Below are 24,927 nucleotides of genomic sequence, written 5' to 3'. Positions count from 1 at the left end.
AATTAGGGAACGTCCCTATTCTCTCGTAAATCTTTACTTTATAAAGGTGGAAAATAAAATGAAAAAAGCTTTATTAGCATTATTCTCAGCGGTTCTGATTACTGGCTGCGGACAGACAAATAATTCAGGACAGAATGACAACGCAAACGATGGCGGAGGGGAAACGGAAACTTTAGAAGAGGTATCCGTTGTGTTGGACTGGACACCTAACACCAATCATACGGGGCTGTATGTTGCGAAGGAAAAAGGTTACTTTGAAGAACAAGGTCTTGATGTGGAAATCATTATGCCAGGTGAAGCGGGAGCAGACTCTATTGTTGCTTCCGGACAAGCTGAATTCGGGGTTGGTTACCAGGAAGGTGTGACACAGGCTCGGGTCCAGGATGTCCCGCTTGTATCGATTGCCGCTGTTATCCAGCATAACACGTCAGGATTTGCTTCTCCTGCCGAAAAGAACATTGAAACACCTGAGGACTTTGAAGGAAAGACTTACGGGGGCTGGGGATCACCAGTTGAAGAAGCTGTCATGGCTTCCATCATGAAGCAGGAAAATGCCGATGTCGAAAAAGTTGATTTCGTAAATATGGGTGACAGTGATTTCTTTACTGCCGTTCAAAGGGACATTGATTTTGCTTGGATCTATTATGGATGGACAGGAATCGAAGCAGAGCTTAGAAATGAAGATATCAATATGATATATTTAACAGACTACTCAGAGAAACTGGATTATTATACTCCTGTACTGACGACGAATGAAGAAATGATCGCTGAAAATCCTGAAACGGTTGAAGCGTTTGTTGCTGCTGCATCTAAAGGATATAACTTTGCCATCGAAAATCCGGAGGAAGCTGCTCAGATTCTGATTGATGCGGCACCTGACCTGGATGCGGACCTCGTGAAGAAAAGCCAGGAATGGCTTGCCTCAAAATATACAGATGATGCTCCAAGATGGGGAGAACAGAAGCTGGCAGTATGGGAAAACTACGCAAATTGGATGTATGAAAATGAACTTCTGGAATCAGAATTGGACGCTGAAAAAGCATTCACGAACGAATTCTTGCCAGAGTAAAAGGTGGGTTTAAGATGGAGAACAGTTTAGTAAGTATTCAAATATTACCTAAAACAAAAGAGGGTGAAGATGTCATTCCATATGTTGATGCGGCGATTTCAATTATTGAGGATTCAGGGGTTAAATATGAAGTGCACCCGCTTGAAACAACAATGGAAGGAAATTTAAGCGACTTAATGAAAATCATTGAAAAAATGAATGAGAAAATGATTGAAATGGGAAGCAGGAATGTGATCTCCCAAGTGAAGATTCTTTATCAGCCAAGCGGGATTTCCATGGGAGAATTAACGGAGAAATATCGATGATAAACAGATTCCTTCAGAGAGGATGGCGGCCAACCGTGGTCATCATCCTTTTGTTCATTATATGGGAGGCAAGTACAAGGATCGCTGACATACCAAAATGGCTGCTCCCTTCTCCAACAGGTATCGGAACAGAAGCAATTGCTGTCTGGCCGTCATTTCAGGAACACTTGACTTCCACTGTCTTTTTAACCGTTTTGGGCTTTTTGATCGGGTGCGGCATCGGTCTTATAGTAGCAGTAGGACTTCACTTGGTGCCGGTTTTGAGGGAGTCCGTTTATCCACTGTTGATCTTGTCCCAAAACATTCCCATCATTGTACTGGCACCCTTGTTGGTGGTATGGTTTGGATTCGGTCTTCTTCCTAAAATGATCGTCATTACACTTGTATGTTTTTTCCCGGTTGCCGTAGCAGCATTGGATGGATTCAGGCAGACGGGCAGTGAACTGAAACACTATATGCAAATGGCTGGTGCGAGCAAGATGCAGATCTTCCGGAAACTTGAGTGGCCGCACTCTCTTCCATCCATTTTTTCTGGATTGAAAATTTCCGCGACCTATAGTGTCATGGGGGCTGTCATATCTGAATGGCTTGGGGCGAAGCAGGGAATTGGTGTATTCATGACCCTTGCTTCTTCTTCCTTCAGGACAGACCGCGTTTTTGTCGCTATTTTTGCGATCATGCTGTTGAGTTTATTATTTTTTGCCCTCATTATCGGTTTGGAAAAGTGGCTGATTAAGTGGAGGCCGAAAGGAGAAGAGAAGGATGGAAAAGCTCAAAATCGATAATTTGCATAAGTCGTTTGATCACCAGCAGATATTGGATGATCTTTCCCTTTCAGTCGGGGATGGAGAGTTTCTATCCATTCTTGGTCCTTCAGGAAGCGGAAAGAGTACTTTATTTCATCTCATTGGCGGTCTGTATTCTCCTGAAAAAGGAAGCATTAGATTAGACGGGCAGAATATAAATGGCCAAAGAGGATATATCAGCTATATGCCTCAGGCGCCTTCCCTCTTACCGTGGAGGACTGTGGAAGATAATGTACTGCTTGGCCAGGAATTATCTGGAGAGAAAGATAAAGAGGGAGCCCGTAAAATGATTCAGAGGGCCGGTCTTGAAGGCTACGAGAAGTCCTATCCTCATGAGTTATCGGGAGGAATGAAGCAGAGGGTAGCCTTTATTCGGGCATTGCTCAGTCCGCAGCCAATCATCTGCCTTGACGAACCTTTCTCAGCCCTGGATGAATTCACCCGGCTGGACATGCAAAAGTGGCTTTTGTCCATGTGGGAGGAAAATAAGAGAAGCGTCATATTTGTCACCCATAATATTGAAGAAGCTTTATTCTTATCTGACCGACTGATCGTTCTGTCTCAGAGACCGGCCACAGTGAAGAAAGAGTTCAAGGTTCCTTTTTCCAGACCGAGAGATGAGAAGCTTGTGCTGTCGGAAGAATTCCTTCAATGTAAAAAAACCATCTATAACGAGCTGGTAATCAATGATGAAAGCTGACTATGGCATCATTGATTCCCATATAACCTAAAAGCCTTTCCAAAACGGGAAGGCTTTTTTTGCTTCATTTGTACCAGTCACTGTGGTGTTTGAAAATTCCAGGCGTGCCTTTCACCCAAATAAAACCAGATATAAAAACCTGGCCCTGAGGGAAAATGAGTTTATACTGTTTTAAGGAAAGGGTGTTATGTATGGAGCTGAATAATGAGTTGACTCCTTATCGGGCGGGGGATATCGTATATGTGATTTATCGGAATCCCCATACGCAGAGTGTAGCAAATGTACAGGAAGCTGCAGTTGTTCATGATCCGGAGGACCCTTCACAGCTTGCTTTATTTTTGTACGAGACCTATTACCCATTAAATGATGAAATTGCTGTATACTCGACGGCTGACCAGGCAGAGCAGGCTTATTCGAGTTATTTTGGCGGATTATAGGCGGTGGCAGGATGATAAAGCCGTTTGTACCGCAACTTGTATATATTGAACCAGGGGCACTGGAATACCCCCTTGGCAAGCAGTTGAAAGAGAAATTCGAGAAGATGGATATTGAAATCCGCGAGACGACTTCTCATAATCAGGTCCGCAACCTGCCGGGGGACAATCACTTTCAAAAATACCGGGTCGCCAAATCCACCTTGGTAGTAGGGGTTCGGAAAACGTTAAAGTTTGATACATCAAAACCCTCTGCAGAATATGCAATCCCGTTTGCCACGGGCTGTATGGGGCACTGCCATTACTGCTATCTGCAAACAACGATGGGGAGCAAGCCGTACATAAGGACATATGTCAATGTTGATGAAATTCTTGATGCGGCAGATAACTATATGAAAGAAAGGGCACCTGAAATTACAAGATTTGAAGCAGCATGTACTTCTGACATTGTTGGGATTGACCATCTTACCCATACTCTTAAACGGGCAATTGAACATTTTGGCGAATCTGAACACGGGAAACTTCGATTCGTCACAAAGTTTCATCATGTCGACCACCTGCTGGATGCCAAGCATAACGGAAAGACACGATTCCGTTTCAGTATCAATGCTGATTATGTGATAAAGAATTTTGAGCCGGGGACTTCTCCGCTCGCCAAAAGAATCGAAGCGGCTGGCAAGGTGGCGAGGGCAGGATATCCGCTTGGATTTATCGTCGCTCCCATTTATCTGCATGAAGGGTGGGAGGAAGGATACTACCACATGTTTGAGCGATTGAATGATGAGTTGCCGGATTATGCGAAAAAGGATCTTACCTTTGAATTCATCCAGCACCGTTTTACCAAACCTGCCAAACGGGTGATCGAGAAGAATTACCCAATGACGAAGCTTGAACTTGATGAGAATCAAAGGAGATATAAATGGGGGAAATATGGAATCGGCAAATACATTTACCAGAAAGACGAAGAGCAGGATATCAAAGATAATCTATATGAATATATGGAGAAATTCTTCCCTGACGCCAAACTTGAATACTTTACTTGATTAAAGGGGCCTGGCCCTCTTAGTGCTTTAAAGGGATAAAGTGATTTGTTAAAAAGAAAACCACCTGGCCAGCTTTCTGACTAGGTGGTGTTTTATGTCATCGTAGTTAGTACGTCTTTAAGATTTTTTACCTTCATGGCAATGGAATCACAGATTTCCTGATAAATGACCCACTCTTCTATAAGGGAATCTGCTCTCTTTTCTGGATTTGGAAGGTTCCAATGGACGACTTTCTTCTCACAGTGGTGAGGGATATTGATATCCTCATCTTCCTCAAAATCGTGAATGGCAATAATGACAGAAGCTTCGTCTAACTCAAGAGAATCAGCTTTCTTTTTTTCTTTTCCTGATATATCGATACAAAGCTCTTTCATGGCTTCCACACTCAAAATACTGTTTTTGGTGTCAGACCATCCTCCGCTGTCGAATTCCCACCCGAAAATATCCATCTTTTGTGCCCAACCCTCAGCCATAAGACTTCTCTGGTGACTAGGAGACAAAAAGTATATTTCGTTTTGTGTCATTCTTATGGAGTCCTTTCTTATAAAGTTATTATTCAATACCCGTTACAAATTCGTTATACTCACAAATTGAAAGAAATTTATTGGAATTTACTTCCTTATGCTTTACGATATAATCACAAAAACCACTAGCAGGGCAGGCGGTTGTAAAATGAATTGGAAATTACTCGAAGGATCAGGATATTCCACAGTTGAATGGGCGAATTTGGATACTGGCATCCGCATTGGGGATGTACATGAATTGCTCGACATCCTCGAAAGGTTACCAGATGAGAATAAAGTGAGTGTAGTAGTGCCCATTCAGGAAGGGGGAGAAGGATTAGTAGAAAATCTTCTGAAGACGGGGTTTCATATGGTTAAGGAAAGGAATGTTTTTGCAAGGAGTTTAAGGGATATCACTGAGTTTCCTGATACTCCAGTTACTTATATTCCTGAAAATGAGAGCAGGGCATTGAGTAGTCTGAGCAGTATACTCGGAAGCCAAAAGGAAGCCCGCACAATGCTGAATGCTCTTCATGAGGAGATAGAACTGGGAAAATTCTGTATGTACAACGCAGTGATAGAAGGGGAAGACGCAGGAGTTTTTTTATCACATATCGAGCCGTTTACAAGAGCGGAAGGGCGCTTGTTTTTCTTTGGCGTGGTTCCTGAATTTCAAGGGAGGGGGCTGGCCGCATCCATGCACAGATTCGCTTTAGCTACTCTCAAACTGGATTTAAACGCCAAATCATACATAGGGGTGACGGATGGGGGAAATCAGGCAATGAAGAAGATATTTCTTCAGAACGGCTGCTCGCAAATTCATACCATCCGAATTTATTCCCGTTAAGAAAAATGAAAAAAAGGCTATCTTTCTAGTGGATTCTCGCAAAGATAGTCCTTTTTTATTCGGCTGGCAATATTATCGTAAAAGAAGTGCGTTGTTCAGTAGAATTACAAGTTAATTTTCCATCATGTTTTTCCACTATTTCTTTGCAGATAAACAGTCCCAGTCCTGTACCATCTTTTTTCGATGTTACGAAGGGCTCAAAGATGCTGCTCAGGATTTCTTCGGGAATTTTATCCCCATTATTGCTTATGCATAGAGTGAACTTATCCCCATCTTGCTTAGATTCTATCCAGATTGTCGGCTGACGGGAACTGGAGCTCAAGACATCAATGGCATTAAAGATAATATTTATGATGACTTGTCTGAATTCTTCCTTCCATCCCCTGATTTCCATGTCCCCTTCAAGATTCTTTTGTATGGATACATTAACTTCAAGAATTCTTGGATAGAGGAAGGCCAAAGCTTCTTCCATTAATTCATTTAGGAAAAAGGCTGTTTTTTCCCTGCCGACTGTAGATTTCTTTGATAACAGCAAAAATTGGGAAATTCTGAAATTAAGCTGATCTAATTCAGATGCAATGATATCCAGATAAGATAAATCAGGATTTTCAGCTCTTAACAGTTGAATGAATCCGTTGATGGATGTGAGGGGATTCCTGAATTCATGTACGAAACTGGACGTCATTTTTCCTAGTAATGATAGTCTGTCTTCATGGTGAGAATCAATATATTCTTTTTTTCCTTTATGATCTCATCCTTCATATGGGTATAGTGAGAAACAGTATAGTATGTAAATTTATCGAAGAAGTAGTTGATTTTGTTTATGGTTTTTTGCAGATTTACCCAATCGCTGCTTAAGCCATCCAAGTATTTTAAGGCTTCCGAGCGGCCCAGGTTCAAATTATAGACAAATTCTCCGATGTTTGTTTCAGACTCGAATCGCTGTTTTGCAACTTTATAAGCTTCAGACTGGATATAGGGATCCATTTCTGATTGAGTCATAAGAAAACATTTAATGAACTTATCAAATACTTGTAAGCCGTTTTCAATAATTTGGTTTTGGGTGAATTTCATATCAGAAGGAGAAAGCTGACTTACCCAGCCTTCAATGATTTCCTCTTTATGATCGTTAAAAAAGTCGATTACTTCTTGTTTAACAGGAGACATCATTTCACCTCTCATCACGATTTATTTATTTTTAGAATGATAGGGATAGACTTTCTATCTTTATATAATGGTTTCAAATTAAATCGTATACTTCTAATATATCTTTAATGGAAGACTTTTTATAGGGTAAATTGGAAAAAACAACACATTATTATAAAAAATGTTGTGAAATCCTATTATGTGGAAGGTTTCTTTTAGACTAGGCTGTATTCTGAAAAAAGTTTTTTAGAGAATAAGAGTTTTGCGCAACTAACAAAGGGTTGGTTGATTGGAGCAATGCGTCCTGCAATGTAAATCAACCAATATCTTTTCTAATGGCCGTATGTTGAATGTAAACTCTTTGAGGTTAAGTCCTCCCTCAATTGGATATTAGTAAAGAAGGATAAAGCCTTTTATATCGCCCATTATTGCCATAAGCAGGAAATATAGGTTCAGAAAGATATTATATGATAAAAGTAAATTGGAAAAATAGTCAATGGTGGTGTAAAATTACACTATGAATGAGCTGGAAGGTGTTAACAATGACAAAGGAAGAGCTAATATTACTGGTTTCTGAAAAGCTTAAGATTGTAAGGACTGAAGCTGGTTATACCCAGGATAGAATGGCTTCTGTGATAGGTATTTCAAAGAAGACGCTGGTGCAAATTGAGAAAGGGCGGATGCTGGCAAGTTGGACGACAGTGATTGCTGTTTGTGCCCTGTTTCCCCATAGCGAGACATTGGTGAACTCTTTGGGCGGTGAACCTCTTGAAGTGGTAGAGGTTATAGCCAGGGAAGATGTTGATTACCGAAAAGAAAAGACGATGGGTGGAAAGGTATGGTGGAAGGAAGTGAACAAAGATGGTGGTTATATTCTTCAGCAGAATATAATCAGCCACCATTACCGGATTCTGGATGAGGACTACTATCGCATTTACAGTACTTTCGATGAACAACAGGCAAAAAAGCGCATGAATGAACTGTTGGCGCTGCATGAATAAAAAGTGATAGTATCTAAAAAATGCGTCTTCTATCTAAAAGAAGACGCATTTTTTATTCAGTTATTTTACGATTAAAATACTGCTGGAACAGTTATGTGAAATCTTCTCGCTGACACTTCCTAGGAACCACTTTTTAATTCCGGTTTTGTTACTGCTGCCAACTACGATGATGTCAATATTATTGTCATTGGCATAGTTGCAAATGCTCTCAGCTTCAGAGCCTGTCAGCAATTCGTAGTTTGCATGGATACCACGGGATTCCAAATCCTCTCTGAGTGTCTTGAACTGATCAGCCGTTTTGTTCTTTTTGATGGGATGGCGATCCTCAATTTTATTATCGTAACTGTGAGGCAGGTTCTGTGCTTCAAGAGAACTTAATCCAGTATTGACGACATCAAGTGAGCGTGTAAATTGCTCAGCGCCTTCTTCTTCTCTATAATCACTTCCATCCGCTACATGAGCGACTGTCAAGTGGGCCTCTCTATTATGAGCCATCAATTCAATCGCCTTCTCAAGAGCGTTCCGGCTTCCGTCACTCTCATCATAAGCAAGTAAAATATTCTTAAACATTTACAATCACCTCTGCTATAGGATTTATATCTACTGTGTATATACCCGTTATTCTGAATTAAATGCTTGTATGATCTTGATCTTGAAATTTAAAAAGGAATGATGACAGCCTGAAGCGTACATCATTCCTTACTTTAAATTAGATTAATGCAAGAATTACTCCGATAACCACAATAGCTCCGATGATCATCAATATTGTACGAATCATTCATACTCACCTCTGCTTTGAATTATATAGAATCAGTCAAAATGTATTCATTCTATCTCATTTAATAGAGTAGTACCCCGCATAAAATCCATTTAAACCTTGTAAAAACCTGTAAAAAACACTTTAATGCTTTTAAGGAACAGGGGACAGGCCCTCATTGCTTTAAGGCAGGAAATTTTTTGTGGGTGGAGGATTAAATGCGCTTTGGCAGAATATGTATGAGTGGATATTGAAAGGAGAAGTGTTATGAATCTAATCTTAGTGGAAGGCATTCCGGGAACAGGGAAAACATCTGCCTGCGATTACATAGGAAAGCGGTTAAGGAACGGTGAAAGCCATTGTGAAATTTACTCGGAGGGGGACCTCGATCATCCTGTTGATTATGAAAGCACCGCATTTGCAGGATTGAATGAGTTTGAAGAATTAATAAACAACTTTCCTGACTTAAAGGAGGAAACATTCCAGTTTCATCATTTTAGCAGAATGGAGGGCTTCTTCATACCTTATGAAAAGTTAAAAGCAGCAGGAAGGATCACACAAGAATGTGCAGAACAATTGGCTCGGCACGATGTTTATGAAATGCCTCCTGAGATTTATAAAGAATTAATCCTGTTCAAATGGAAGGGATTTGCTGATGATTTTCGCAGGGCAGGTATATCGGCAGTGACAGATTGCTGTTTTCTGCAGAATCCCATGACCATGTTGATGGCTAAATATAATGAATCACCAAAGTCCATCACGGCATTTGTACTGGAAATTGAAAAGATTATTAAGGAATTGAACCCGGTGTTAATCTATTTTGATCCATTGTCAGTCAAAGAAGTGATAGAGGATGTCAAAAAGGTCAGGTCTCCTCAATGGTTTCAGCATGTTTCAAACTATTATACAGGACAGGAATATGGAAAAGCCCACTGCCTGCCAAAGGGAATCGAAGGAGTGACGTCTCTTTTGGAAGAGCGTGTGGAACTGGAAAAAGGAATTATATCCTCTCTATCTATAGAAACTGAAATTATTCCAGTCTCAGCTCAGGACAGAAGCAATGTAAACGGCAGGCTGAATGAAATGATAGCTGGAAAGCTCTTAAAATAAAGCTGGCCTCATGAAATTTAATCTTGGTGCAGTTTTTCGATTGAAGCGGTAGGCAGCGGTAGCAGCATATCTCCACAATGAGCAAAACAATAAGTCTCAAGCGCAATCCGCCTTCAGACGGATATAGAAACCATCATCAGCCTCTGATAAGTATCCCGCCATTTTTTTACAATGTATATATACTAAATAACTGGATGGGAGAAATATATAATGAAAAACTTTAAAAAGATTTTCCGAAACCCAACGTTCACTAAATTGTTTTTCGCCAATTTCACATCACATATGGGAAGTGTCATCGGGCTGACGGCTTTTATGTTTTACTTGCTGGATCGCTTTTCAGAACAGCCTGTCTACGCTTCGATAACCGAAATGATGTATTCACTGCCGACTCTCGCTGTGTTTTTCCTGGTGGGAGTTCTTGCCGACAGGATGGACCGCAAGAAAATTGCCTACTACTGTGATACCATCAGCGCCTTGTTGTCAGTCATTCTGCTTGGAGCGATTTTCATTGGCTGGATGCCGTTCATTTTCTTCATACTTTTCTTAAGAAGCGCTGTGCAAAAGTTCTTTTTCCCGGCCGAACAGGGAATCCTGCAAGGAGTGTTGACAAAAGACGATTACTCAACTGCTGCCGGGCTTAATCAGATGGTCATGAGCTTATTCATGCTGTTTGGGAATGGTATTGCCATCCTGATTTACTGGCTCGCGGGAATTTACGGGGCAGTTATCGCAGACACCATCACTTTCCTGATCAGTGCCATCTTAATTAAGAAATGTGAAGTTTCAGAGGATGCAAGACTGCCTAACGGGCCGCACAAATTGAAGGACCTGAGTATCTCTTTCATTATGAAGGATTTCAAGTTGGGAATGCTTTATATCTTCAAACATAAATTGTTGATGAGCCTTATCGGCGGATTCTTTGTATTTGGAATTGTGAATGGCGGTTTTTCAGTCATGCCTATTTTTATCTTAAAATACAAATTGGCGCCTCAAACATATGAAGAATATTCAATCCTGCTTGGCGTAGCATTCGGTGCGGGAGTTCTGATTGGGAGTGTCGTTGCGTCGATGCTTTCCCAGAAGTTCAAGTTTCATCATCTTATCGTTGCCGGTCTGACAATTTCCGGAAGTTTCATTATCTTATCTTCCTTTGCGGCAACGACCTGGATGTTTCTGTCAGTCATCTTCATAGCTGCGCTGGGCCTCCCTCTAGTGAACATAGCAATCGGAGGCTGGATGCCGAGTATCATCGAACCAAAAATGATGGGCCGGGTACAAGGCTGGATCAGTCCCTTAATGATGTTGTCCCAGTCCATCACGCTCGGTTTCATTGCCATCAGTTTCCCTGCAATATTATCAATAGAAATGCTGTACTGGATAGTCGGCGGCTGCTTGCTGCTTGTTGGCGTATTCTACACCATCATTCTGCCTAAATACATGAAAGAAACCGAAGAGATTCAGCCAGCAGTCGTTTCTTGATATATGTTTACAGTAAAAGGTCTTCTGCGGAAGTCCTTTTACTCTTGTCATACTCTTAAATTAATCCAGATATAATAAGAAGAATAATTTATATGAACAGAAACTATTCACAAAAAAATTTCTACATAAAATTTGAACGAAATGCTGAGTTAGCCGTCTTATACTTGAATGGGCTGAATGCCGATTAATAAAGTGAGGAATTTAAGGGATGGAAGAGAAAGAATTGATAAAAAAAGCTAAAAAAGGTGATCACAAGGCTTTTGCTGTGCTTTTCAGAGAAAACTACCCTTTCCTTGTGAAATATTTGGTCAAAGTAACGATGAACCGCGATATGGCTGAAGAACTTGCCCAGGACACAATGGCAAAGTGTGTAGAAAAAATTCATCTCTATAATGGCAAGTCAAAGTTCTCATCCTGGCTCATGACCATTGCCACAAACCGTTTTATCGATCTGCAAAGAAGACGGAAGAGAGAGCGTGAATGGCAGCAGGAAGAGGTAAATATCAGAAAAATGAAATGGGACATGGAGAGCCGCAATGAAGAGTGGAACGATTTGCTGGAAGCTCTATCAAAGCTTTCCGAAGATGTAAGGCTTCCAATCGTGTTAAAGCATTACTACGGTTTCTCTTATGAAGAAATATCAGGGATGGTAAAGCTGCCGGAAGGAACAGTGAAGTCACGTATTCACCATGGCATTAATTCCCTGAGAAAGGAGTTAAAAGTCGATGAACGAAGAAAAACAGGAACGGGAAAATGAATGGGATGAACTGCAGGATCTTTTAGATGGCAGTTTCAAAACAATGGACCAGGAAATAGAAGAAAGCACACCGCCCGAGCAGTGGTTCGAGCAATTCACATTGAACCAGCAGGATGCATTGAAACATAAGTACAGGAAAGAAATGGCCGCGTTCCTTGCCATCGCAATGTTGACCATCAGCAGCATTCTTTTTGCACTTTATGAAAGTCCGATATTGTTTGCTGTGATCCAGGGGACAGCCTTCATTGCCGCAATCAGCTATGGCAGCCTTTCTAATTATAAGCAGGTGAAAAGAACATGACGGAAGAAGAGGTGCTCATACTCCTTATTGTAGCGCCGATCATGCTGCTGCAAAGTCTGTTTTTATTTACAGACGCAAGAAAAAGGGGTCATAAATATTGGTTTTGGGGAATCTGGGGATTGATACAATGTCCACTTCCGTTAATCTTTTACTTTATATTTGCAAGGAAGATATTCACAAAAAATAAGAGTGTCCAGGAGGAAAAAAGATGATTATTGTTACAACTGAAGCAGTGCCGGGAAAGGAAATTGTCGAGTTAAAGGGGTTTGTCAGAGGAAGCACAGTCCAAGCTAAGCATATCGGAAAAGACATTATCGCCAGCCTGAAGACGATAGTCGGGGGAGAAATCAGCGAGTACAGTGAATTGATGGAGCAGGCCCGCCAGCAGGCACTTGACCGAATGATTAAACAAGCGGAAGAAAAGGGCGCAAACGCCATAGTGACCGTTCGCTTTGAAACCTCAGCCGTCATGCAGAATGCATCTGAAATTATTGCGTATGGTACAGCCGTTGTAGTGGCATAAGGCGGAAAATGAAGATTGCCCAATCAAATAATTAATTCGAGAATACTATGAATAGTCAGAAAAATAGCAATTGACACTCGTAAACCTTCATGGTAAGGTTATCATGAATTAGAAAATTATTGTAAAAGGAGGGTAACGTGATGATTGTAATTATGGATAATAATACATTTCGTTTTTTACAATTAAATAATCACGTAACCTGTCTGGAGATCGATCCAGCCTTTTAATCGTCTTTTCCGATTATATTCATTCAACTATAACGGTGCAGGTTACGTTTGTAATCTGTGCCTTTTTATGTCCATAGACATACTGCATTGGTGCGGTATGTCTATTTTTGATGTTTTTAATTGGAAAACTTTTCCTAGTTAGTGGCAGGAGACTGTTCACATATAAAAAAATGATCAGGAGGAATGCAAAATGTTAAGAGTTAAATTTGAAATGATGATGCCGATTGTGGAGACAGAAGGCGGATAGTTAAGATCGACTATGGAAGAGAGAGGAATGAGGGTTTATGTTTAGTGTGTTAGGGAAATTAAGCTGGTTTTTTAAAGAAAATTGGAAAAGGTACACCTTGGCAATCAGCCTGTTAATTATTGTTGGCATTCTTGATGTCCTGCCTCCGAAGCTGGTAGGAATGGCAATTGATGAGATTCATATAGGCGGACTGACAATGTCCAGCTTAAGCAGGTATCTTATTTGGCTGGGCATTATTTTAGTAATATCATACGGACTCACTTATATCTGGTTGTACCAGCTATTTGGCGGGGCATTCCTGGTAGAAAGGAAGCTCCGTACTAATTTTATGGGCCACCTGTTGAAAATGACCCCGGCGTTTTTCGAGAAAAACCGGACAGGGGATTTGATGGCAAGAGCCACAAATGATTTGAAAGCCATTTCCGTTACAGCCGGTTTCGGTATATTAACCTTGATCGATTCCACCGTTTTTATGTTGACGATTTTATTCACAATGGCCTATTTCGTCAGCTGGAAGCTGACACTGGCGGCAGTGCTTCCTTTACCCTTTATGGCCTGGCTGATGAAGGTATATGGGGCAAGGATTCACAAACGCTTCACAGAAGCTCAGGATGCGTTTGGCGAACTTAATGATAAGGTACTTGAGTCCATTGCCGGTGTCAGGGTCATAAGAGCTTATGTTCAGGAGAGAGCCGACGAAGGAAAGTTCGCGGATATGACAGAAGATGTGTACAACAAGAATATTAAGGTGGCTGTCATTGACTCCTTATTTGAACCAACAATCAAGGTCCTTGTTGGTCTTAGTTATTTAATTGGATTGGGGTACGGGGCATACCTGGTTTTCCATCAGGCCATCACTCTTGGTCAACTCGTCTCTTTTAATGTTTATCTAGGGATGTTGATTTGGCCGATGTTTGCAGTTGGTGAGTTGATTAACGTCATGCAAAGAGGGAATGCGTCGCTCGACAGGGTAATGGAAACGCTGAACTATGAAGAAGACGTGAAAGACCCTGTTAAGCCCCAAATTGTATCTGCCCCTGAGGATATCACATTCAAAGAAGTCTACTTTAAATATCCGTCCTCTAAGGTAAACAACCTTTCGGCAATCAACCTGAAGCTGAAAAAGGGAGAAACTCTAGGTATCGCAGGCAAAACGGGCAGCGGAAAGACAACGTTCATTAAACAGCTGCTGCGGGAATATCCGCATGGAAAAGGAACACTTGCGATCAATGAAGTGCCGATAGAAGAGCAAAGCCTGAAAGATGTCCGGGATTGGATCGGGTATGTCCCGCAGGATCATGTGTTATTTTCACGAAGTGTCAAAGAAAACATTCTGTTCGGGCAGCCGGATGCTACAGATACTGAGCTGGAGAAAGCAATTGAACTCGCTGATTTCAAAAAAGATCTTGAAATGCTGCCGGAGGGCTTAAAAACACTCGTTGGAGAAAAAGGAGTTGCGCTTTCAGGAGGGCAGAAACAGCGGATTTCCATTGCCCGTGCCTTAATCAAAAATCCGGAAATCCTGATATTGGATGACTCCTTGTCAGCGGTGGATGCGAAGACAGAAGCGAAAATCATTGAAAATATCCGAGAGGAAAGATCCGGGAAAACAACGATCATCACCACTCACAGATTATCTGCAGTGGAACATGCTGACTGGATTATTGTTCTGGATGACGGAATGATTGCAGAGGAAGGCGTCCATGAGTCGCTGATTAAGAAGAACGGCTGGTATAAGGAACAACATGACCGCCAGCAAATCGAAGAGTCCTCGCTCGAGGAGGTTAAATTATGAGTACAGGAAAACGTTTAGTAAATTACGCATTATTATATAAAAAAGTCATTATCGCAGCTCTCCTTATGCTGACAGTATCGGTGGCAGCCGACCTGGCAGGACCCTTTATCGCTAAGAAGATGATCGATGAACATATACTTGGCATAGAAACGGCCTGGTTTGAAGCTGAAGAAAGTAAAGATGCAGTAAATTATGAAGGTAATTGGTACAAAAGGGAGAAGTATTTCTCGGAAGATGAAATGAAAGGTGACGAGGTAAGGATTCTTGCAGTCGGCAGGGAATTTTATTTTATTGATGAACCAGTCCCGGCAGATGGTGAACGGAAAGTACAGGACGGAATGCTGGTTGTTACAAAGGGAGGTACGTCCTCCTCTTATCAAGCGGAAAGAATTACGGCAGGCCGGCTGATTGATTTTTATAATCCGGAGATTCCCCGGATCATTACACTGCTTGCCCTTTACTTCGGCTTGCTTGTTGCGGCTTCCTTTTTCCAATACGGCCAAGGTTTCTATTTGAAGAAAGCGGCCAATCGGGTGATTCAAAAAATGAGATCGGATATCTTTGAACATATTCAACGGCTTCCAATCCGTTACTTTGATAATCTGCCGGCAGGGAAAGTGGTTGCCAGAATAACCAACGATACAGAAGCAATCAGAGAACTATATGTGACTGTGCTGTCCACTTTTTTTACAAGTATCATTTACATTACAGGTATCTATATTGCCTTGTTCATTCTTGATGCAAAACTGGCAGCCATCTGTCTCCTGTTGGTGCCGATTATTGCAATCTGGACGGTGCTTTACAGAAAGTATGCATCAAAGTATAACCATGTGATCCGTTCAAAAGTCAGTGACATCAATGCAATGATCAATGAATCCATTCAAGGGATGAATATCATCCAGGCATTCGGCCGTGAAAAAAAGTCACAAGAGGAATTCGAAGAACTGAATGAAACACATTTCAACTATCAGAATAAAATGCTCAGCTTGAATTCGATAACTTCCCACAATCTCGTAGGAGTACTTAGAAATATAACGTTTGTCGCTTTCATCTGGTACTTTGGAGGAAGTGCTGTCGGAGGGGGAGCTGTCGTTTCTCTGGGCGTGCTTTATGCTTTCGTTGATTATATCAATCGCTTGTTCCAGCCGATAACCGGAATTGTCAATCAGCTGGCAAACCTTGAACAGGCACTTGTAGCCGGAGAGAGAGTCTTTGAACTGCTGGATGAGAAGGGTATTGCAGTCGAGGATGAAAGAATGGAACGCTATAAGGGTGATGTAACATTCAACAATGTTTTCTTCGGCTATAAAGAAAATGAGTTTGTTTTGAAGGATATCTCTTTTTCAGCCAGACAAGGCGAAACAGTCGCTCTAGTTGGTCATACAGGTTCAGGCAAAAGTTCAATCATGAATCTCCTTTTCCGCTTTTACGATTGCAATGAAGGAGAAATTCTAATTGATGAAAAAGATATAAAGGACATTCCTTACCAGACAATAAGAGAGCATATGGGCATCGTGCTTCAGGATCCATACCTGTTCACAGGCACCATTGCTTCCAATGTAAGTCTTGATAACCCAAGGATTTCAAGAGGAAAAGTGGAGGCGGCCCTGAATGCTGTCGGAGCACAAAAGGTATTTCACAACCTGGAAAACGGATATGATGAACCGGTGATCGAGAAGGGAAGCACATTATCTTCCGGGCAGAGACAGTTGATTTCCTTTGCAAGAGCTCTTGCATACGATCCGGCTATCCTGATTCTTGATGAAGCAACTTCAAGCATCGACACTGAAACTGAAGCCACGATCCAGGAAGCAATGGAAGTGCTGAAACAAGGAAGAACCACATTTATCATTGCACACCGTTTGTCGACTATAAAAAATGCCGACCAGATCATCGTCCTTGATAAAGGAACCATAGCTGAAAAAGGGTCCCATGATGAACTCATGGAACTTAAAGGAAGATATTATCAGATGTATGAGTTGCAGCAGGGGAAACAGATGGGTCAGGCAGGTTAGTGAATAAAAAACCAACACTTAATTTTAAAGTGTTGGTTTTTTAGGTTTTAAGCAGTATCCAGAAACAACGTCAGTAGCTGATTCCAACCCTCATGTTAAAACTGCGTGTATCTTCAACCAAGCTGGATGCAAAATCTGCTGTATCATAAATGGAAATCTTTTTTCCTCCCTCGGGCAGCATATTTTGATCCGTACGGTAATTTCCTTTTCTTTCTCCTTCTGGAAGGTAGGTTGGACAGACGATTGTCCAGTTCATCCCCGACTCTTTCAGCATCAAGTAGGTCCTCAGATGATCCTCGGCAGCCGTTGTGCTTTTTCTTTTTGATTCATTTGTCTGAAATCTGAAGAGTGATTGTGTTTCTCTCGCTTGCAGAATTCCTGCTGTTCCGATCGTGATGATTCTTTTTATATGATTATGCCTCATCGCTTTCAGGATAAGGGGCATGCTCTTTGAGAGGACATCATTTTTGTCTGTTCCTAGCGCGCTGATTACAGCGTTACATCCTGAAAAACAGCTTTGTAAATTAATTTCATTCAGAACATTCCCTTTAAACACGGAAAGTCCCGCATGATCCTTCTTCACATCACTGCGCACCAGTGCATTCACTGCATGTCCTTCTTCCAACAAATTTTCAAGAATAATGGAGCCAACTCTGCCCGTCGCTCCCAATAAAGCGATTTTCATAATTCGCCCTCCCGTGTGATTTTCTAAATTAATTATAACGAGCTTTCATGGTTTTATCACTTTTTGAGAAAACTAAGACATAAACACATTTTAATTGACAGAAAGGGTATAACAATTTATGATAGCAATCGTGATATTTAATTCCGATAAGAATAGTGAGGTTTTGTAAAATGAAAAAGTTGACTTTAAGTATCTTTTTATTGATAGGTGCCGTCTTTTTCCTTGCCGCATGCGGTAACAATACAGAAAATAATGAGTCTGCAGGTGCAGGAGACGAGCAAGCGCAAGAAGATCAATCTTTATATGAGCAGATCCAGGAAAATGGCGAGCTGCTGATTGGGACGGAAGGGACCTATCCACCATTCACTTTCCACGACGAATCTGGAGAACTTACTGGATTTGATGTGGAGATTGCCCGTGAAGTCGCAAACCGTCTGGACGTTGAGCCTGTTTTCAAAGAAACTCAATGGGATGCAATGTTTGAAGGGTTGAACTCGAACCGTTTTGATATGATTGCCAACCAGGTTGGAATCAGGGAAGACCGCCAGGAAAAATATGATTTCTCCATCCCCTATATTGAATCTTCAGCTGTACTTGTAGCTAAAAAAGGCAATGAAGATGTCAACACTTTTGAAGATATTGAAGGAATGACTTCAGCTCAGTCACTGACCAGCAATTACAAAGATATTGCCGAAAGTTACGGAGCGGAAATTCAAGGTGTGGATGGCCTTGCTCAAGCGATTCAATTACTGGAACAAGGACGTGTAGACGTAACTGTCAATGATAAACTGTCCATCCTTGATTACATCAATACCAAACCAAATGCCGGAATTGAAATTGTTGCAACTGAAGAGGATGCTTCAGAAAGTGGATTGATGTTCAGAAAAGGAAACGAGCAATTGGTAGAAGAAGTGAACAAAGCGTTAGAGGAAATGATGGAAGACGGAACATACGCCGAAATTTCCGAGAAATGGTTTGGCGAAGATGTTTCTCCTCAATAGTATTTTCCAAGATCCTGACCGGATGATGGATATCCTGCAAAGCTCCCTGCTTCCAATGGTGAAGGGAGCTTTGTATTATTCCATTCCTCTAACATTGATATCCTTCTTTTTCGGGATGGTACTTGCAATCGTCACAGCTCTTTCAAGGTTATCCGGGAGTAAAATATTAAGGGGAATTGCCCGGGTATATGTATCAGCTATAAGGGGAACACCTTTGCTGGTACAATTGTATATTGTATTTTTTGGCCTTGGGAATCTAGGGGTGGAAGCATTGAAATTCGATCCATTTCCATCAGCCGTGATTGCCTTCTCATTAAATGTCGGGGCATATGCATCAGAAATTGTGCGTGCGTCGATTCAGTCGATACCAAAAGGGCAATGGGAGGCAGGCTATTCCATCGGAATGACTTACACCCAGAATCTTAAAAGGGTAGTTTTGCCCCAGGCGGCCAGAGTATCTGTTCCCCCGCTTTCAAATTCTTTCATCAGTCTCGTGAAGGATACATCGCTTGCTTCCTTGATCTTTGTTACAGAGATGTTCAGAAGAGCACAGGAAATTGCGGCGACTACGTATGAATTCCTTCTCCTTTATATGGAGGCGGCTGTCTTATACTGGATCATGTGTTTCGCACTTACTCTTATCCAGGATAGATTAGAATCGAGATTGGACCGTTATGTTGCAAAATAAGAAAGGAAGGGGAACGATGATAAGTATAAGAGGATTAAAAAAGCGTTTTGGGGACCTGGAAGTCTTAAAAGGGTTTGATATTGAAGTTGAAAAGGGGCAGGTCATTGTGCTGATCGGCCCTTCGGGTTCAGGGAAGACCACCTTCCTCCGCTGCCTGAATTCACTTGAAATCCCTGACGAAGGGAAAGTGGATATAAGCGGAACAACAATAGATTTCAATGTTAAGTATTCAAAAGCAGCCCTTCTCGAAATGAGGAGGAAAACCGGAATGGTGTTCCAAAATTACAACCTCTTCCCTCACAGAACAGCTCTTGAAAATGTAATGGAAGGGCCGGTTATTGTCCAGCGAAAATCGAAGGAAGAGGTAAAGCAAAAAGCTGTATCTCTCTTAGAAAAAGTCGGACTCGGAGATAAAATCGATTATTACCCTTACCAGCTTTCAGGCGGCCAGCAGCAAAGAGTGGGTATTGCGAGAGCCCTGGCAATCGAACCTGAAGTCATGTTGTTTGATGAACCGACCTCTGCCCTTGATCCTGAATTGATCGGTGAGGTATTAAAAGTCATGAAAGACCTTGCCGAAGAGGGAATGACGATGGTTGTAGTGACTCATGAAATGAAATTCGCCAAGGAAGTAGCCGACGAAGTCATCTTCATGGATGGCGGTTATATCGTGGAAAGGGGAACGCCTGCCGAAATTTTTGAAACCCCGAAGGAAGAGCGTACCCGCCAGTTTCTTAATTTGATTCAATAAGACTTATTAAAGCTTGGCCTGAGGGCTGGGCTTTTTTTATGTGGTTTTTAGGAAATGTACAGGTACAAAAAGCCTTAATTGTACCAAGGCACCAGCCGAGCATTCCTCATGGAAAGGGTATTGTTCCTTCGCGATTTACATAGGCTACAGTAGATTGAAAAAAATCTACATTATTTTGGCAAATATGTTATTTCTCATGCTTAAGTGGAAAAATAGAAGTATGTACTATTATTTAAGGAGGAGATGGAATGGGTTACAGAACAGAACGAGATACCATAGGAGAAATCCAGGTCCCTGCTGATAAATTCTGGGGAGCACAGACACAGCGAAGCAAGGAAAATTTCAAAATCAGCCGTGAAAGGATGCCCCTTGAAGTTACATACGGTTTTGCACAGCTGAAAAAGGCGGCTGCCATCGTTAATAATGAATTAGGGAAGCTGTCTGAAACTAAGAAGGATGCCATTGTAAAGGCCTGTGATGAAATCATAGCAGGAAAGCTGGATGAGCATTTTCCACTCGTTGTCTGGCAAACAGGGAGCGGGACTCAGTCAAATATGAACGTGAATGAAGTCACTGCTTACAGAGCCAACCAAATGATTGAGGATAGCGGGAACAAGGTCCACCCGAATGACGATGTTAATATGTCACAGAGTTCCAATGATACATTCCCGACAGCCATGCACATAGCAGCCTATAAAGAAATTGAAGAAAAACTGAAGCCTGCATTAAAACAATTTCATACGACTCTAAAAGAAAAAGAAAAGGCGTTCATGGACATTATTAAGATTGGGCGTACACATCTTCAGGATGCCACCCCATTAACTTTAGGACAGGAAATCAGCGGCTGGAGAACGATGGTGGAAAGATCGCAGCAGATGATTGATGAAAGCAGTAAATATCTGTTGAATCTGGCTATCGGGGGAACAGCTGTGGGAACAGGAATCAATGCCGACCCGAAATTTGGAGATATGGTAGCACAGCAATTGAAAAAACAGACTGGATACCCATTTGTTTCTTCAGATAATAAATTTCATGCACTCACCGCCCATGACGAAATTGTTCACGTCCATGGCTCGTTGAAAGCGCTGGCAGGAGATGTCATGAAGATTTCCAATGATGTACGCTGGCTGGCAAGCGGCCCTCGAAGCGGAATTGGGGAAATAACCATTCCGGCCAATGAGCCTGGCAGTTCAATCATGCCAGGGAAAGTGAATCCCACTCAAAGTGAGGCTCTGACGATGGTATCAGCCCAAGTCTTTGGAAATGACGCAGTCATCGGGTTTGCGGCCAGTCAGGGGAATTTTGAATTGAATGTCTTTAAACCTGTCATCATCCATAATTTACTTCAGTCGATCAGGCTGCTGGCTGATGGAATTGTCTCGTTCGATGAAAAATGTGCCCAAGGAATTGAACCTAATAAAGAAGTCATTGAAGAGTTTGTTAATAAATCACTGATGTTGGTAACTGCATTGAATCCTCATATTGGTTATGAAAAAGCTGCCGAAATCGCCAAAACAGCACACAAAGAAGGTTTGACATTAAAAGAAGCTGCTGTCCGGTCAGGATACCTTTCAGAACAACAGTATGATGAATGGATCGATCCGATGAAGATGGTTAACTTAGAAAATAAATAAATTGCATCAGCTGAAAACAATAAGAGCCCCTGACAATGTCAGAGGCTCAAGCCATATTATTATTTAGTTGAAATTATTGTTGTTGGTAACCGCCGATTTGTTGTTCAGCCATTTGTACAAGACGCTTAGTGATTTCTCCACCTACAGAACCATTAGCACGTGCAGTTGTGTCTGCTCCAAGTTGTACGCCAAACTCAGACGCGATTTCGTACTTCATTTGATCGATTGCTTGTTGAGCTCCAGGAGCTACTAGTTGATTTGAAGAGTTTCCACGAGATTGTTGTTGGTTTTGCATGTTTTGTCATCTCCTTGTTGTTTTTATGGTTGGGTCAACTGGACTTGCACCAGTCCCGCACACTTTCTGCGGCCATCTAATTTGGTTAACCCAATGCTGTTTGGTGAATGTTTTTGTGTTGCTGTTACTCTGTATTATGGAACTTTTTAAAAAATATATACAAGATTGCAATAGGCAATTTATTCCTGACAAGATGGAGACGTTCTACACATAAAACAGGTTGAAATAGAGAGGATAGTAATGAATTGATTCTGCAGAAAAAACGGTGATAAAGATGAAGGTATGTTCTTTATGTAACGGTGTCATCCGAATGGAAATCGATTGCTCCAAGTGCGGGTCCAAACTTACTGATCAAGGCAGGATCTACGATTATTATGATGATTACAGCGCTTATATGGACATCGATGAGATTAAGCTTGCGGACGGCATTCCGGACAGTTCGCAAGCTGAAGAATGCATCCATTTATTCTCCGGCCAATGCGGACATGAAGAAACGCGCATTATAAAGTTTACCGAGCTGTAAAATACTTTAACACATTAACGCGTTGAGAGGGACTGTCCCTCTCAACGCGTTAATGCTTTACCATGATGAAGCAATGTACAGAAAAAGACTGCCAAACTAAGATTTAGTGGCAGTCTTTTTGTTTAATTACCGGATACGCTCTTCTGTTTCTGCATCGAAGAAGTGGGTCTTGTTCATATCGAAAGCAAGTTCGATCGTTTCGCCTGCTTTTACATCAGAACGTGAATCGACACGGGCCACGAAGTCCTGGTTGCTAAGGCGGGAATATAGCATAGTCTCAGCACCAGTCAGCTCGGATACTTCAATTTTGGCATTGATTTTAGATCCTTGAGAAGAGTCGATGAATAAAGGTTCATCATGGATGTCTTCCGGTCGCACACCTAGAATGATATCTTTCCCTACATAACCTTGTTCACGAAGCACTTTCATTTTTCCCTCAGGAACTTCAACAGAAGTGTCGCCGAACGTGAACTTGCCATCTTGAAGCTTTCCGCTGAAGAAGTTCATAGCAGGAGATCCGATGAATCCGCCTACGAAGACGTTCTCCGGCTTGTCATAAACTTCTTTAGGTGAACCGACTTGCTGGATGACACCGTCTTTCATGACGACGATACGGGAAGCCATTGTCATCGCTTCTGTCTGGTCATGGGTCACGTAAATCGTTGTTGTTTGCAGGCGCTGGTGCAGCTTGGCGATCTCTGCTCTCATTTGAACACGAAGTTTCGCATCCAAGTTGGAAAGAGGCTCATCCATCAAGAATACTTTTGCATCACGGACAATCGCACGGCCTAATGCTACACGCTGGCGCTGTCCGCCTGACAATGCTTTAGGCTTACGATCCAATAATGTTTCAAGGCCAAGGATTTTAGCAGCTTCCTGCACACGGCGGTCAATTTCCTGTTTGTCAAACTTACGCAGTTTCAAGCCGAAAGCCATATTATCGTATACGCTCATATGAGGGTATAGTGCATAGTTTTGGAAAACCATTGCAATGTCACGGTCTTTTGGTGCCACATCATTCACACGTTTACCATCGATGTAGAAATCCCCTTTGGAGATTTCCTCTAATCCTGCAACCATTCTCAGCGTTGTAGACTTACCGCAGCCGGAAGGACCAACGAAAACGATAAATTCTTTATCTTTGATATCAAGATTGAAATCTTTTACAGCTGTTACGTTTTTATCATAAATTTTATAGATATTTTTCATTTGTAATTCTGCCATATTAACTGCCTCCCCGATTTTGTTTTGTTAAAACCATTGTAATGGATGGGAAGCAATGAATGTAATGGTCAGGTTGCATAAAAAAACATGGAGGGTTTGGGCATGTTGCTCACCCCTCCATGTGGTCCTGTTCCATTTCAAGGCATGCAAGGTAAACTGTTACTGCTCCTTGAAATGTTTTTATATCGATTCCGACTTTCTCGATGAATTTGTCGATTCTGTATTGAACACTATTCCGGTGCATGAAAAGCACTTTTGCCGTCTGGCTGGTATTTGATTGATTCTCTAAATAGGTCTTAATGGTTTTCTTCAATTCTTCATCTTCTGAAAAGATCTCAAGCACATCTGAAAACATTCGCTCCTTGGTCTGTTTTGGGACGTAATGCAGTGCAAAGGATGGAAAAGTAGATGGAAATGTGTAGATCTTACCCTTGGTGATATTTTTTTCAGCAAAAGAAAACAGTTTCCTTTCCTCTTTAAAAAGAGGGAGAAAGCCTTCGTCCACAGAATGGAACCTTCCAATGAAAAATTTAGGAGTTGAGTAAAAATCACTTTCAATTACAACTGCTGCTGAGAAGAGTTCTTCTTCAGGAAGAGACCATTGCGTCCTTCTCTCAACAATTGCGCCTGATGAAGGGGAAGTGAACACAATGACAGCCTGTTCAGCAAATATGTTTCGAAGAGCTTCTTTTAATAAATCAGCTTCGACCTGTTCCTTGATAGAGAATTGGATAATCCGATAGTCGTCTTTTTGGGAAACAGGTATATGGAGAGGCTGTCCATTATACAAAAAGCCATGCCAGCATCTGCTTTCTTCCGAATCGTTGTACCATTCTTTAGAAGGAGACGCTTCAATAAAAAGGGAGCAGAGTAAATCACTTTCTGATTGGGTGAGGCTTGCTTTGGGTATCGCAAGAAAATTCTCCCTGGAAGCAGTCGTCAGCCAAAGGTGAAGAGGGTCTTCTTTTTGCGGCGGTACATTTGTAAGAATGGATTCAGGGTATCTTTGTTTTAGTTTTATCAGCATCATTTAACCTCTTTTGATTATTAACGATTATGTC

At 41.6% G+C, this 24,927-nt stretch carries 28 protein-coding genes; 20 read left to right on the top strand and 8 right to left on the bottom strand.

What is annotated here, in order from left to right; genetic code table 11:
- Positions 1-58: 58 nt before the first annotated feature.
- The 6 genes from M1E09_RS16710 (at position 59) to splB (ending at position 4,357) form a co-directional block, all read left to right on the top strand.
- The gene (locus M1E09_RS16710) at positions 59-1,069 is read left to right on the top strand and encodes an ABC transporter substrate-binding protein (RefSeq protein ID WP_456271971.1); all 1,011 of its coding nucleotides are present in this window, start codon (positions 59-61) and stop codon (positions 1,067-1,069) included.
- 14 nt (positions 1,070-1,083) lie between these two features.
- Positions 1,084-1,374, top strand: a complete 291-nt coding sequence (locus tag M1E09_RS16705) for a thiamine-binding protein (RefSeq protein WP_456271970.1) — start codon at positions 1,084-1,086, stop codon at positions 1,372-1,374.
- Positions 1,371-2,159 (top strand): ABC transporter permease, encoded by a 789-nt coding sequence (locus M1E09_RS16700; protein ID WP_456271969.1) that lies wholly within the window; start codon positions 1,371-1,373, stop codon positions 2,157-2,159. The genes M1E09_RS16705 and M1E09_RS16700 overlap by 4 nt, the downstream gene beginning before the upstream one ends.
- Positions 2,137-2,880 carry an ABC transporter ATP-binding protein gene (locus M1E09_RS16695; RefSeq protein ID WP_456271968.1) on the top strand — a complete coding sequence of 248 codons (744 nt, stop codon included), beginning with the start codon at positions 2,137-2,139 and terminating at the stop codon, positions 2,878-2,880. The genes M1E09_RS16700 and M1E09_RS16695 overlap by 23 nt, the downstream gene beginning before the upstream one ends.
- A gap of 191 nt (positions 2,881-3,071) precedes the next feature.
- The gene (locus M1E09_RS16690) at positions 3,072-3,317 is read left to right on the top strand and encodes a transcriptional regulator SplA domain-containing protein (RefSeq protein WP_456271967.1); all 246 of its coding nucleotides are present in this window, start codon (positions 3,072-3,074) and stop codon (positions 3,315-3,317) included.
- Positions 3,318-3,328: 11 nt separating this feature from the next.
- Complete coding sequence (splB, locus tag M1E09_RS16685; RefSeq protein WP_456271966.1) at positions 3,329-4,357, top strand: spore photoproduct lyase; 1,029 nt, start codon at positions 3,329-3,331, stop codon at positions 4,355-4,357.
- A 92-nt stretch (positions 4,358-4,449) separates the two neighbouring features.
- On the opposite strand, the gene M1E09_RS16680 is transcribed toward splB, so the two are convergent.
- On the bottom strand, positions 4,450-4,830 hold the full coding sequence (locus M1E09_RS16680; protein ID WP_456271965.1) for a hypothetical protein: 381 nt from the start codon (positions 4,828-4,830) through the stop codon (positions 4,450-4,452).
- A gap of 199 nt (positions 4,831-5,029) precedes the next feature.
- Here M1E09_RS16680 and M1E09_RS16675 point away from each other — a divergent pair, with 199 nt between their 5' ends.
- A complete protein-coding gene (locus M1E09_RS16675; RefSeq protein WP_456271964.1) occupies positions 5,030-5,707 on the top strand; it encodes a GNAT family N-acetyltransferase in 678 nt (225 codons plus the stop codon).
- Positions 5,708-5,762: 55 nt separating this feature from the next.
- Here the strand turns inward: M1E09_RS16675 and M1E09_RS16670 are convergent, their stop codons facing one another.
- The gene (locus M1E09_RS16670) at positions 5,763-6,392 is read right to left on the bottom strand and encodes an ATP-binding protein (RefSeq protein WP_456271963.1); all 630 of its coding nucleotides are present in this window, start codon (positions 6,390-6,392) and stop codon (positions 5,763-5,765) included.
- Between the two features lie 5 nt (positions 6,393-6,397).
- Positions 6,398-6,877: a histidine kinase N-terminal domain-containing protein gene (locus M1E09_RS16665; protein ID WP_456271962.1), complete on the bottom strand. Its 480-nt coding sequence runs from the start codon at positions 6,875-6,877 to the stop codon at positions 6,398-6,400.
- A gap of 518 nt (positions 6,878-7,395) precedes the next feature.
- Between M1E09_RS16665 and M1E09_RS16660 the strand changes: the two genes are divergently transcribed.
- Complete coding sequence (locus tag M1E09_RS16660; RefSeq protein WP_456271961.1) at positions 7,396-7,854, top strand: helix-turn-helix transcriptional regulator; 459 nt, start codon at positions 7,396-7,398, stop codon at positions 7,852-7,854.
- Positions 7,855-7,914: 60 nt separating this feature from the next.
- On the opposite strand, the gene M1E09_RS16655 is transcribed toward M1E09_RS16660, so the two are convergent.
- Positions 7,915-8,424, bottom strand: a complete 510-nt coding sequence (locus M1E09_RS16655) for a universal stress protein (RefSeq protein ID WP_456271960.1) — start codon at positions 8,422-8,424, stop codon at positions 7,915-7,917.
- 454 nt (positions 8,425-8,878) lie between these two features.
- Between M1E09_RS16655 and M1E09_RS16650 the strand changes: the two genes are divergently transcribed.
- The 7 genes from M1E09_RS16650 to M1E09_RS16620 all read left to right on the top strand — a co-directional run bounded on the left by M1E09_RS16650 (position 8,879) and on the right by M1E09_RS16620 (position 17,065).
- Positions 8,879-9,721 carry a hypothetical protein gene (locus M1E09_RS16650; protein ID WP_456271959.1) on the top strand — a complete coding sequence of 281 codons (843 nt, stop codon included), beginning with the start codon at positions 8,879-8,881 and terminating at the stop codon, positions 9,719-9,721.
- Positions 9,722-9,931: 210 nt separating this feature from the next.
- A complete protein-coding gene (locus tag M1E09_RS16645; protein WP_456271958.1) occupies positions 9,932-11,200 on the top strand; it encodes an MFS transporter in 1,269 nt (422 codons plus the stop codon).
- Between the two features lie 208 nt (positions 11,201-11,408).
- Positions 11,409-11,957 carry an RNA polymerase sigma factor SigY gene (gene sigY / locus M1E09_RS16640; protein WP_456271957.1) on the top strand — a complete coding sequence of 183 codons (549 nt, stop codon included), beginning with the start codon at positions 11,409-11,411 and terminating at the stop codon, positions 11,955-11,957.
- A complete protein-coding gene (locus tag M1E09_RS16635) occupies positions 11,926-12,258 on the top strand; it encodes a YxlC family protein (protein WP_456271956.1) in 333 nt (110 codons plus the stop codon). The genes sigY and M1E09_RS16635 overlap by 32 nt, the downstream gene beginning before the upstream one ends.
- Before the next feature lie 208 nt (positions 12,259-12,466).
- Positions 12,467-12,781, top strand: a complete 315-nt coding sequence (locus M1E09_RS16630; protein ID WP_456271955.1) for a YbjQ family protein — start codon at positions 12,467-12,469, stop codon at positions 12,779-12,781.
- 511 nt (positions 12,782-13,292) lie between these two features.
- Positions 13,293-15,050 (top strand): ABC transporter ATP-binding protein, encoded by a 1,758-nt coding sequence (locus M1E09_RS16625; protein WP_456271954.1) that lies wholly within the window; start codon positions 13,293-13,295, stop codon positions 15,048-15,050.
- Positions 15,047-17,065: an ABC transporter ATP-binding protein gene (locus M1E09_RS16620; RefSeq protein WP_456271953.1), complete on the top strand. Its 2,019-nt coding sequence runs from the start codon at positions 15,047-15,049 to the stop codon at positions 17,063-17,065. The genes M1E09_RS16625 and M1E09_RS16620 overlap by 4 nt, the downstream gene beginning before the upstream one ends.
- Positions 17,066-17,135: 70 nt before the next feature.
- Here the strand turns inward: M1E09_RS16620 and M1E09_RS16615 are convergent, their stop codons facing one another.
- Positions 17,136-17,750, bottom strand: coding sequence for an NAD(P)-dependent oxidoreductase (locus M1E09_RS16615; RefSeq protein WP_456271952.1), 615 nt, complete (start codon positions 17,748-17,750; stop codon positions 17,136-17,138).
- Between the two features lie 170 nt (positions 17,751-17,920).
- On the opposite strand from M1E09_RS16615, the gene M1E09_RS16610 reads away from it, so the two are divergent.
- From M1E09_RS16610 to fumC, 4 genes are all read left to right on the top strand, one after another.
- Positions 17,921-18,751: an amino acid ABC transporter substrate-binding protein gene (locus M1E09_RS16610; protein ID WP_456271951.1), complete on the top strand. Its 831-nt coding sequence runs from the start codon at positions 17,921-17,923 to the stop codon at positions 18,749-18,751.
- Complete coding sequence (locus tag M1E09_RS16605; protein WP_456275021.1) at positions 18,735-19,439, top strand: amino acid ABC transporter permease; 705 nt, start codon at positions 18,735-18,737, stop codon at positions 19,437-19,439. The genes M1E09_RS16610 and M1E09_RS16605 overlap by 17 nt, the downstream gene beginning before the upstream one ends.
- A gap of 16 nt (positions 19,440-19,455) precedes the next feature.
- The gene (locus M1E09_RS16600) at positions 19,456-20,190 is read left to right on the top strand and encodes an amino acid ABC transporter ATP-binding protein (RefSeq protein ID WP_456271950.1); all 735 of its coding nucleotides are present in this window, start codon (positions 19,456-19,458) and stop codon (positions 20,188-20,190) included.
- Between the two features lie 248 nt (positions 20,191-20,438).
- Positions 20,439-21,824, top strand: a complete 1,386-nt coding sequence (gene fumC, locus M1E09_RS16595) for a class II fumarate hydratase (RefSeq protein WP_456271949.1) — start codon at positions 20,439-20,441, stop codon at positions 21,822-21,824.
- 73 nt (positions 21,825-21,897) lie between these two features.
- Here the strand turns inward: fumC and M1E09_RS16590 are convergent, their stop codons facing one another.
- Complete coding sequence (locus M1E09_RS16590) at positions 21,898-22,119, bottom strand: small, acid-soluble spore protein, alpha/beta type (RefSeq protein ID WP_456271948.1); 222 nt, start codon at positions 22,117-22,119, stop codon at positions 21,898-21,900.
- 310 nt (positions 22,120-22,429) lie between these two features.
- Between M1E09_RS16590 and M1E09_RS16585 the strand changes: the two genes are divergently transcribed.
- On the top strand, positions 22,430-22,642 hold the full coding sequence (locus M1E09_RS16585) for a hypothetical protein (protein ID WP_456271947.1): 213 nt from the start codon (positions 22,430-22,432) through the stop codon (positions 22,640-22,642).
- A gap of 126 nt (positions 22,643-22,768) precedes the next feature.
- Here M1E09_RS16585 and M1E09_RS16580 read toward each other — a convergent pair whose 3' ends face one another.
- Entirely contained in the window at positions 22,769-23,866 is a 1,098-nt protein-coding gene (locus M1E09_RS16580) for an ABC transporter ATP-binding protein (RefSeq protein WP_456271946.1), read from the bottom strand.
- A gap of 109 nt (positions 23,867-23,975) precedes the next feature.
- Positions 23,976-24,896, bottom strand: coding sequence for a PucR family transcriptional regulator (locus tag M1E09_RS16575; protein WP_456271945.1), 921 nt, complete (start codon positions 24,894-24,896; stop codon positions 23,976-23,978).
- Positions 24,897-24,927 lie beyond the last annotated feature (31 nt).

It is taken from the genome of Bacillus sp. AK031, from assembly GCF_053903065.1.
This window is presented reverse-complemented; position numbering and strand designations above follow the sequence as displayed.

Bases quoted from the DNA above. Each gene is read 5' to 3' on its own strand.
- M1E09_RS16700 (WP_456271969.1), top strand. From the start codon at position 1,371: ATGATAAACAGATTCCTTCAGAGAGGATGGCGGCCAACCGTGGTCATC.
- fumC (WP_456271949.1), top strand. From the start codon at position 20,439: ATGGGTTACAGAACAGAACGAGATACCATAGGAGAAATCCAGGTCCCT.
- M1E09_RS16650 (WP_456271959.1), top strand. From the start codon at position 8,879: ATGAATCTAATCTTAGTGGAAGGCATTCCGGGAACAGGGAAAACATCT.
- M1E09_RS16710 (WP_456271971.1), top strand. From the start codon at position 59: ATGAAAAAAGCTTTATTAGCATTATTCTCAGCGGTTCTGATTACTGGC.
- M1E09_RS16705 (WP_456271970.1), top strand. From the start codon at position 1,084: ATGGAGAACAGTTTAGTAAGTATTCAAATATTACCTAAAACAAAAGAG.
- M1E09_RS16605 (WP_456275021.1), top strand. From the start codon at position 18,735: ATGTTTCTCCTCAATAGTATTTTCCAAGATCCTGACCGGATGATGGAT.
- M1E09_RS16690 (WP_456271967.1), top strand. From the start codon at position 3,072: ATGGAGCTGAATAATGAGTTGACTCCTTATCGGGCGGGGGATATCGTA.
- M1E09_RS16575 (WP_456271945.1), bottom strand. From the start codon at position 24,896: ATGATGCTGATAAAACTAAAACAAAGATACCCTGAATCCATTCTTACA.
- M1E09_RS16615 (WP_456271952.1), bottom strand. From the start codon at position 17,750: ATGAAAATCGCTTTATTGGGAGCGACGGGCAGAGTTGGCTCCATTATT.
- M1E09_RS16580 (WP_456271946.1), bottom strand. From the start codon at position 23,866: ATGGCAGAATTACAAATGAAAAATATCTATAAAATTTATGATAAAAAC.
- M1E09_RS16630 (WP_456271955.1), top strand. From the start codon at position 12,467: ATGATTATTGTTACAACTGAAGCAGTGCCGGGAAAGGAAATTGTCGAG.
- splB (WP_456271966.1), top strand. From the start codon at position 3,329: ATGATAAAGCCGTTTGTACCGCAACTTGTATATATTGAACCAGGGGCA.
- M1E09_RS16585 (WP_456271947.1), top strand. From the start codon at position 22,430: ATGGAAATCGATTGCTCCAAGTGCGGGTCCAAACTTACTGATCAAGGC.
- M1E09_RS16625 (WP_456271954.1), top strand. From the start codon at position 13,293: ATGTTTAGTGTGTTAGGGAAATTAAGCTGGTTTTTTAAAGAAAATTGG.
- M1E09_RS16695 (WP_456271968.1), top strand. From the start codon at position 2,137: ATGGAAAAGCTCAAAATCGATAATTTGCATAAGTCGTTTGATCACCAG.
- M1E09_RS16665 (WP_456271962.1), bottom strand. From the start codon at position 6,877: ATGATGTCTCCTGTTAAACAAGAAGTAATCGACTTTTTTAACGATCAT.
- M1E09_RS16645 (WP_456271958.1), top strand. From the start codon at position 9,932: ATGAAAAACTTTAAAAAGATTTTCCGAAACCCAACGTTCACTAAATTG.
- M1E09_RS16610 (WP_456271951.1), top strand. From the start codon at position 17,921: ATGAAAAAGTTGACTTTAAGTATCTTTTTATTGATAGGTGCCGTCTTT.
- M1E09_RS16670 (WP_456271963.1), bottom strand. From the start codon at position 6,392: ATGACGTCCAGTTTCGTACATGAATTCAGGAATCCCCTCACATCCATC.
- M1E09_RS16590 (WP_456271948.1), bottom strand. From the start codon at position 22,119: ATGCAAAACCAACAACAATCTCGTGGAAACTCTTCAAATCAACTAGTA.
- M1E09_RS16655 (WP_456271960.1), bottom strand. From the start codon at position 8,424: ATGTTTAAGAATATTTTACTTGCTTATGATGAGAGTGACGGAAGCCGG.
- M1E09_RS16620 (WP_456271953.1), top strand. From the start codon at position 15,047: ATGAGTACAGGAAAACGTTTAGTAAATTACGCATTATTATATAAAAAA.
- M1E09_RS16600 (WP_456271950.1), top strand. From the start codon at position 19,456: ATGATAAGTATAAGAGGATTAAAAAAGCGTTTTGGGGACCTGGAAGTC.
- M1E09_RS16680 (WP_456271965.1), bottom strand. From the start codon at position 4,830: ATGGCTGAGGGTTGGGCACAAAAGATGGATATTTTCGGGTGGGAATTC.
- M1E09_RS16675 (WP_456271964.1), top strand. From the start codon at position 5,030: ATGAATTGGAAATTACTCGAAGGATCAGGATATTCCACAGTTGAATGG.
- M1E09_RS16635 (WP_456271956.1), top strand. From the start codon at position 11,926: ATGAACGAAGAAAAACAGGAACGGGAAAATGAATGGGATGAACTGCAG.
- M1E09_RS16660 (WP_456271961.1), top strand. From the start codon at position 7,396: ATGACAAAGGAAGAGCTAATATTACTGGTTTCTGAAAAGCTTAAGATT.
- sigY (WP_456271957.1), top strand. From the start codon at position 11,409: ATGGAAGAGAAAGAATTGATAAAAAAAGCTAAAAAAGGTGATCACAAG.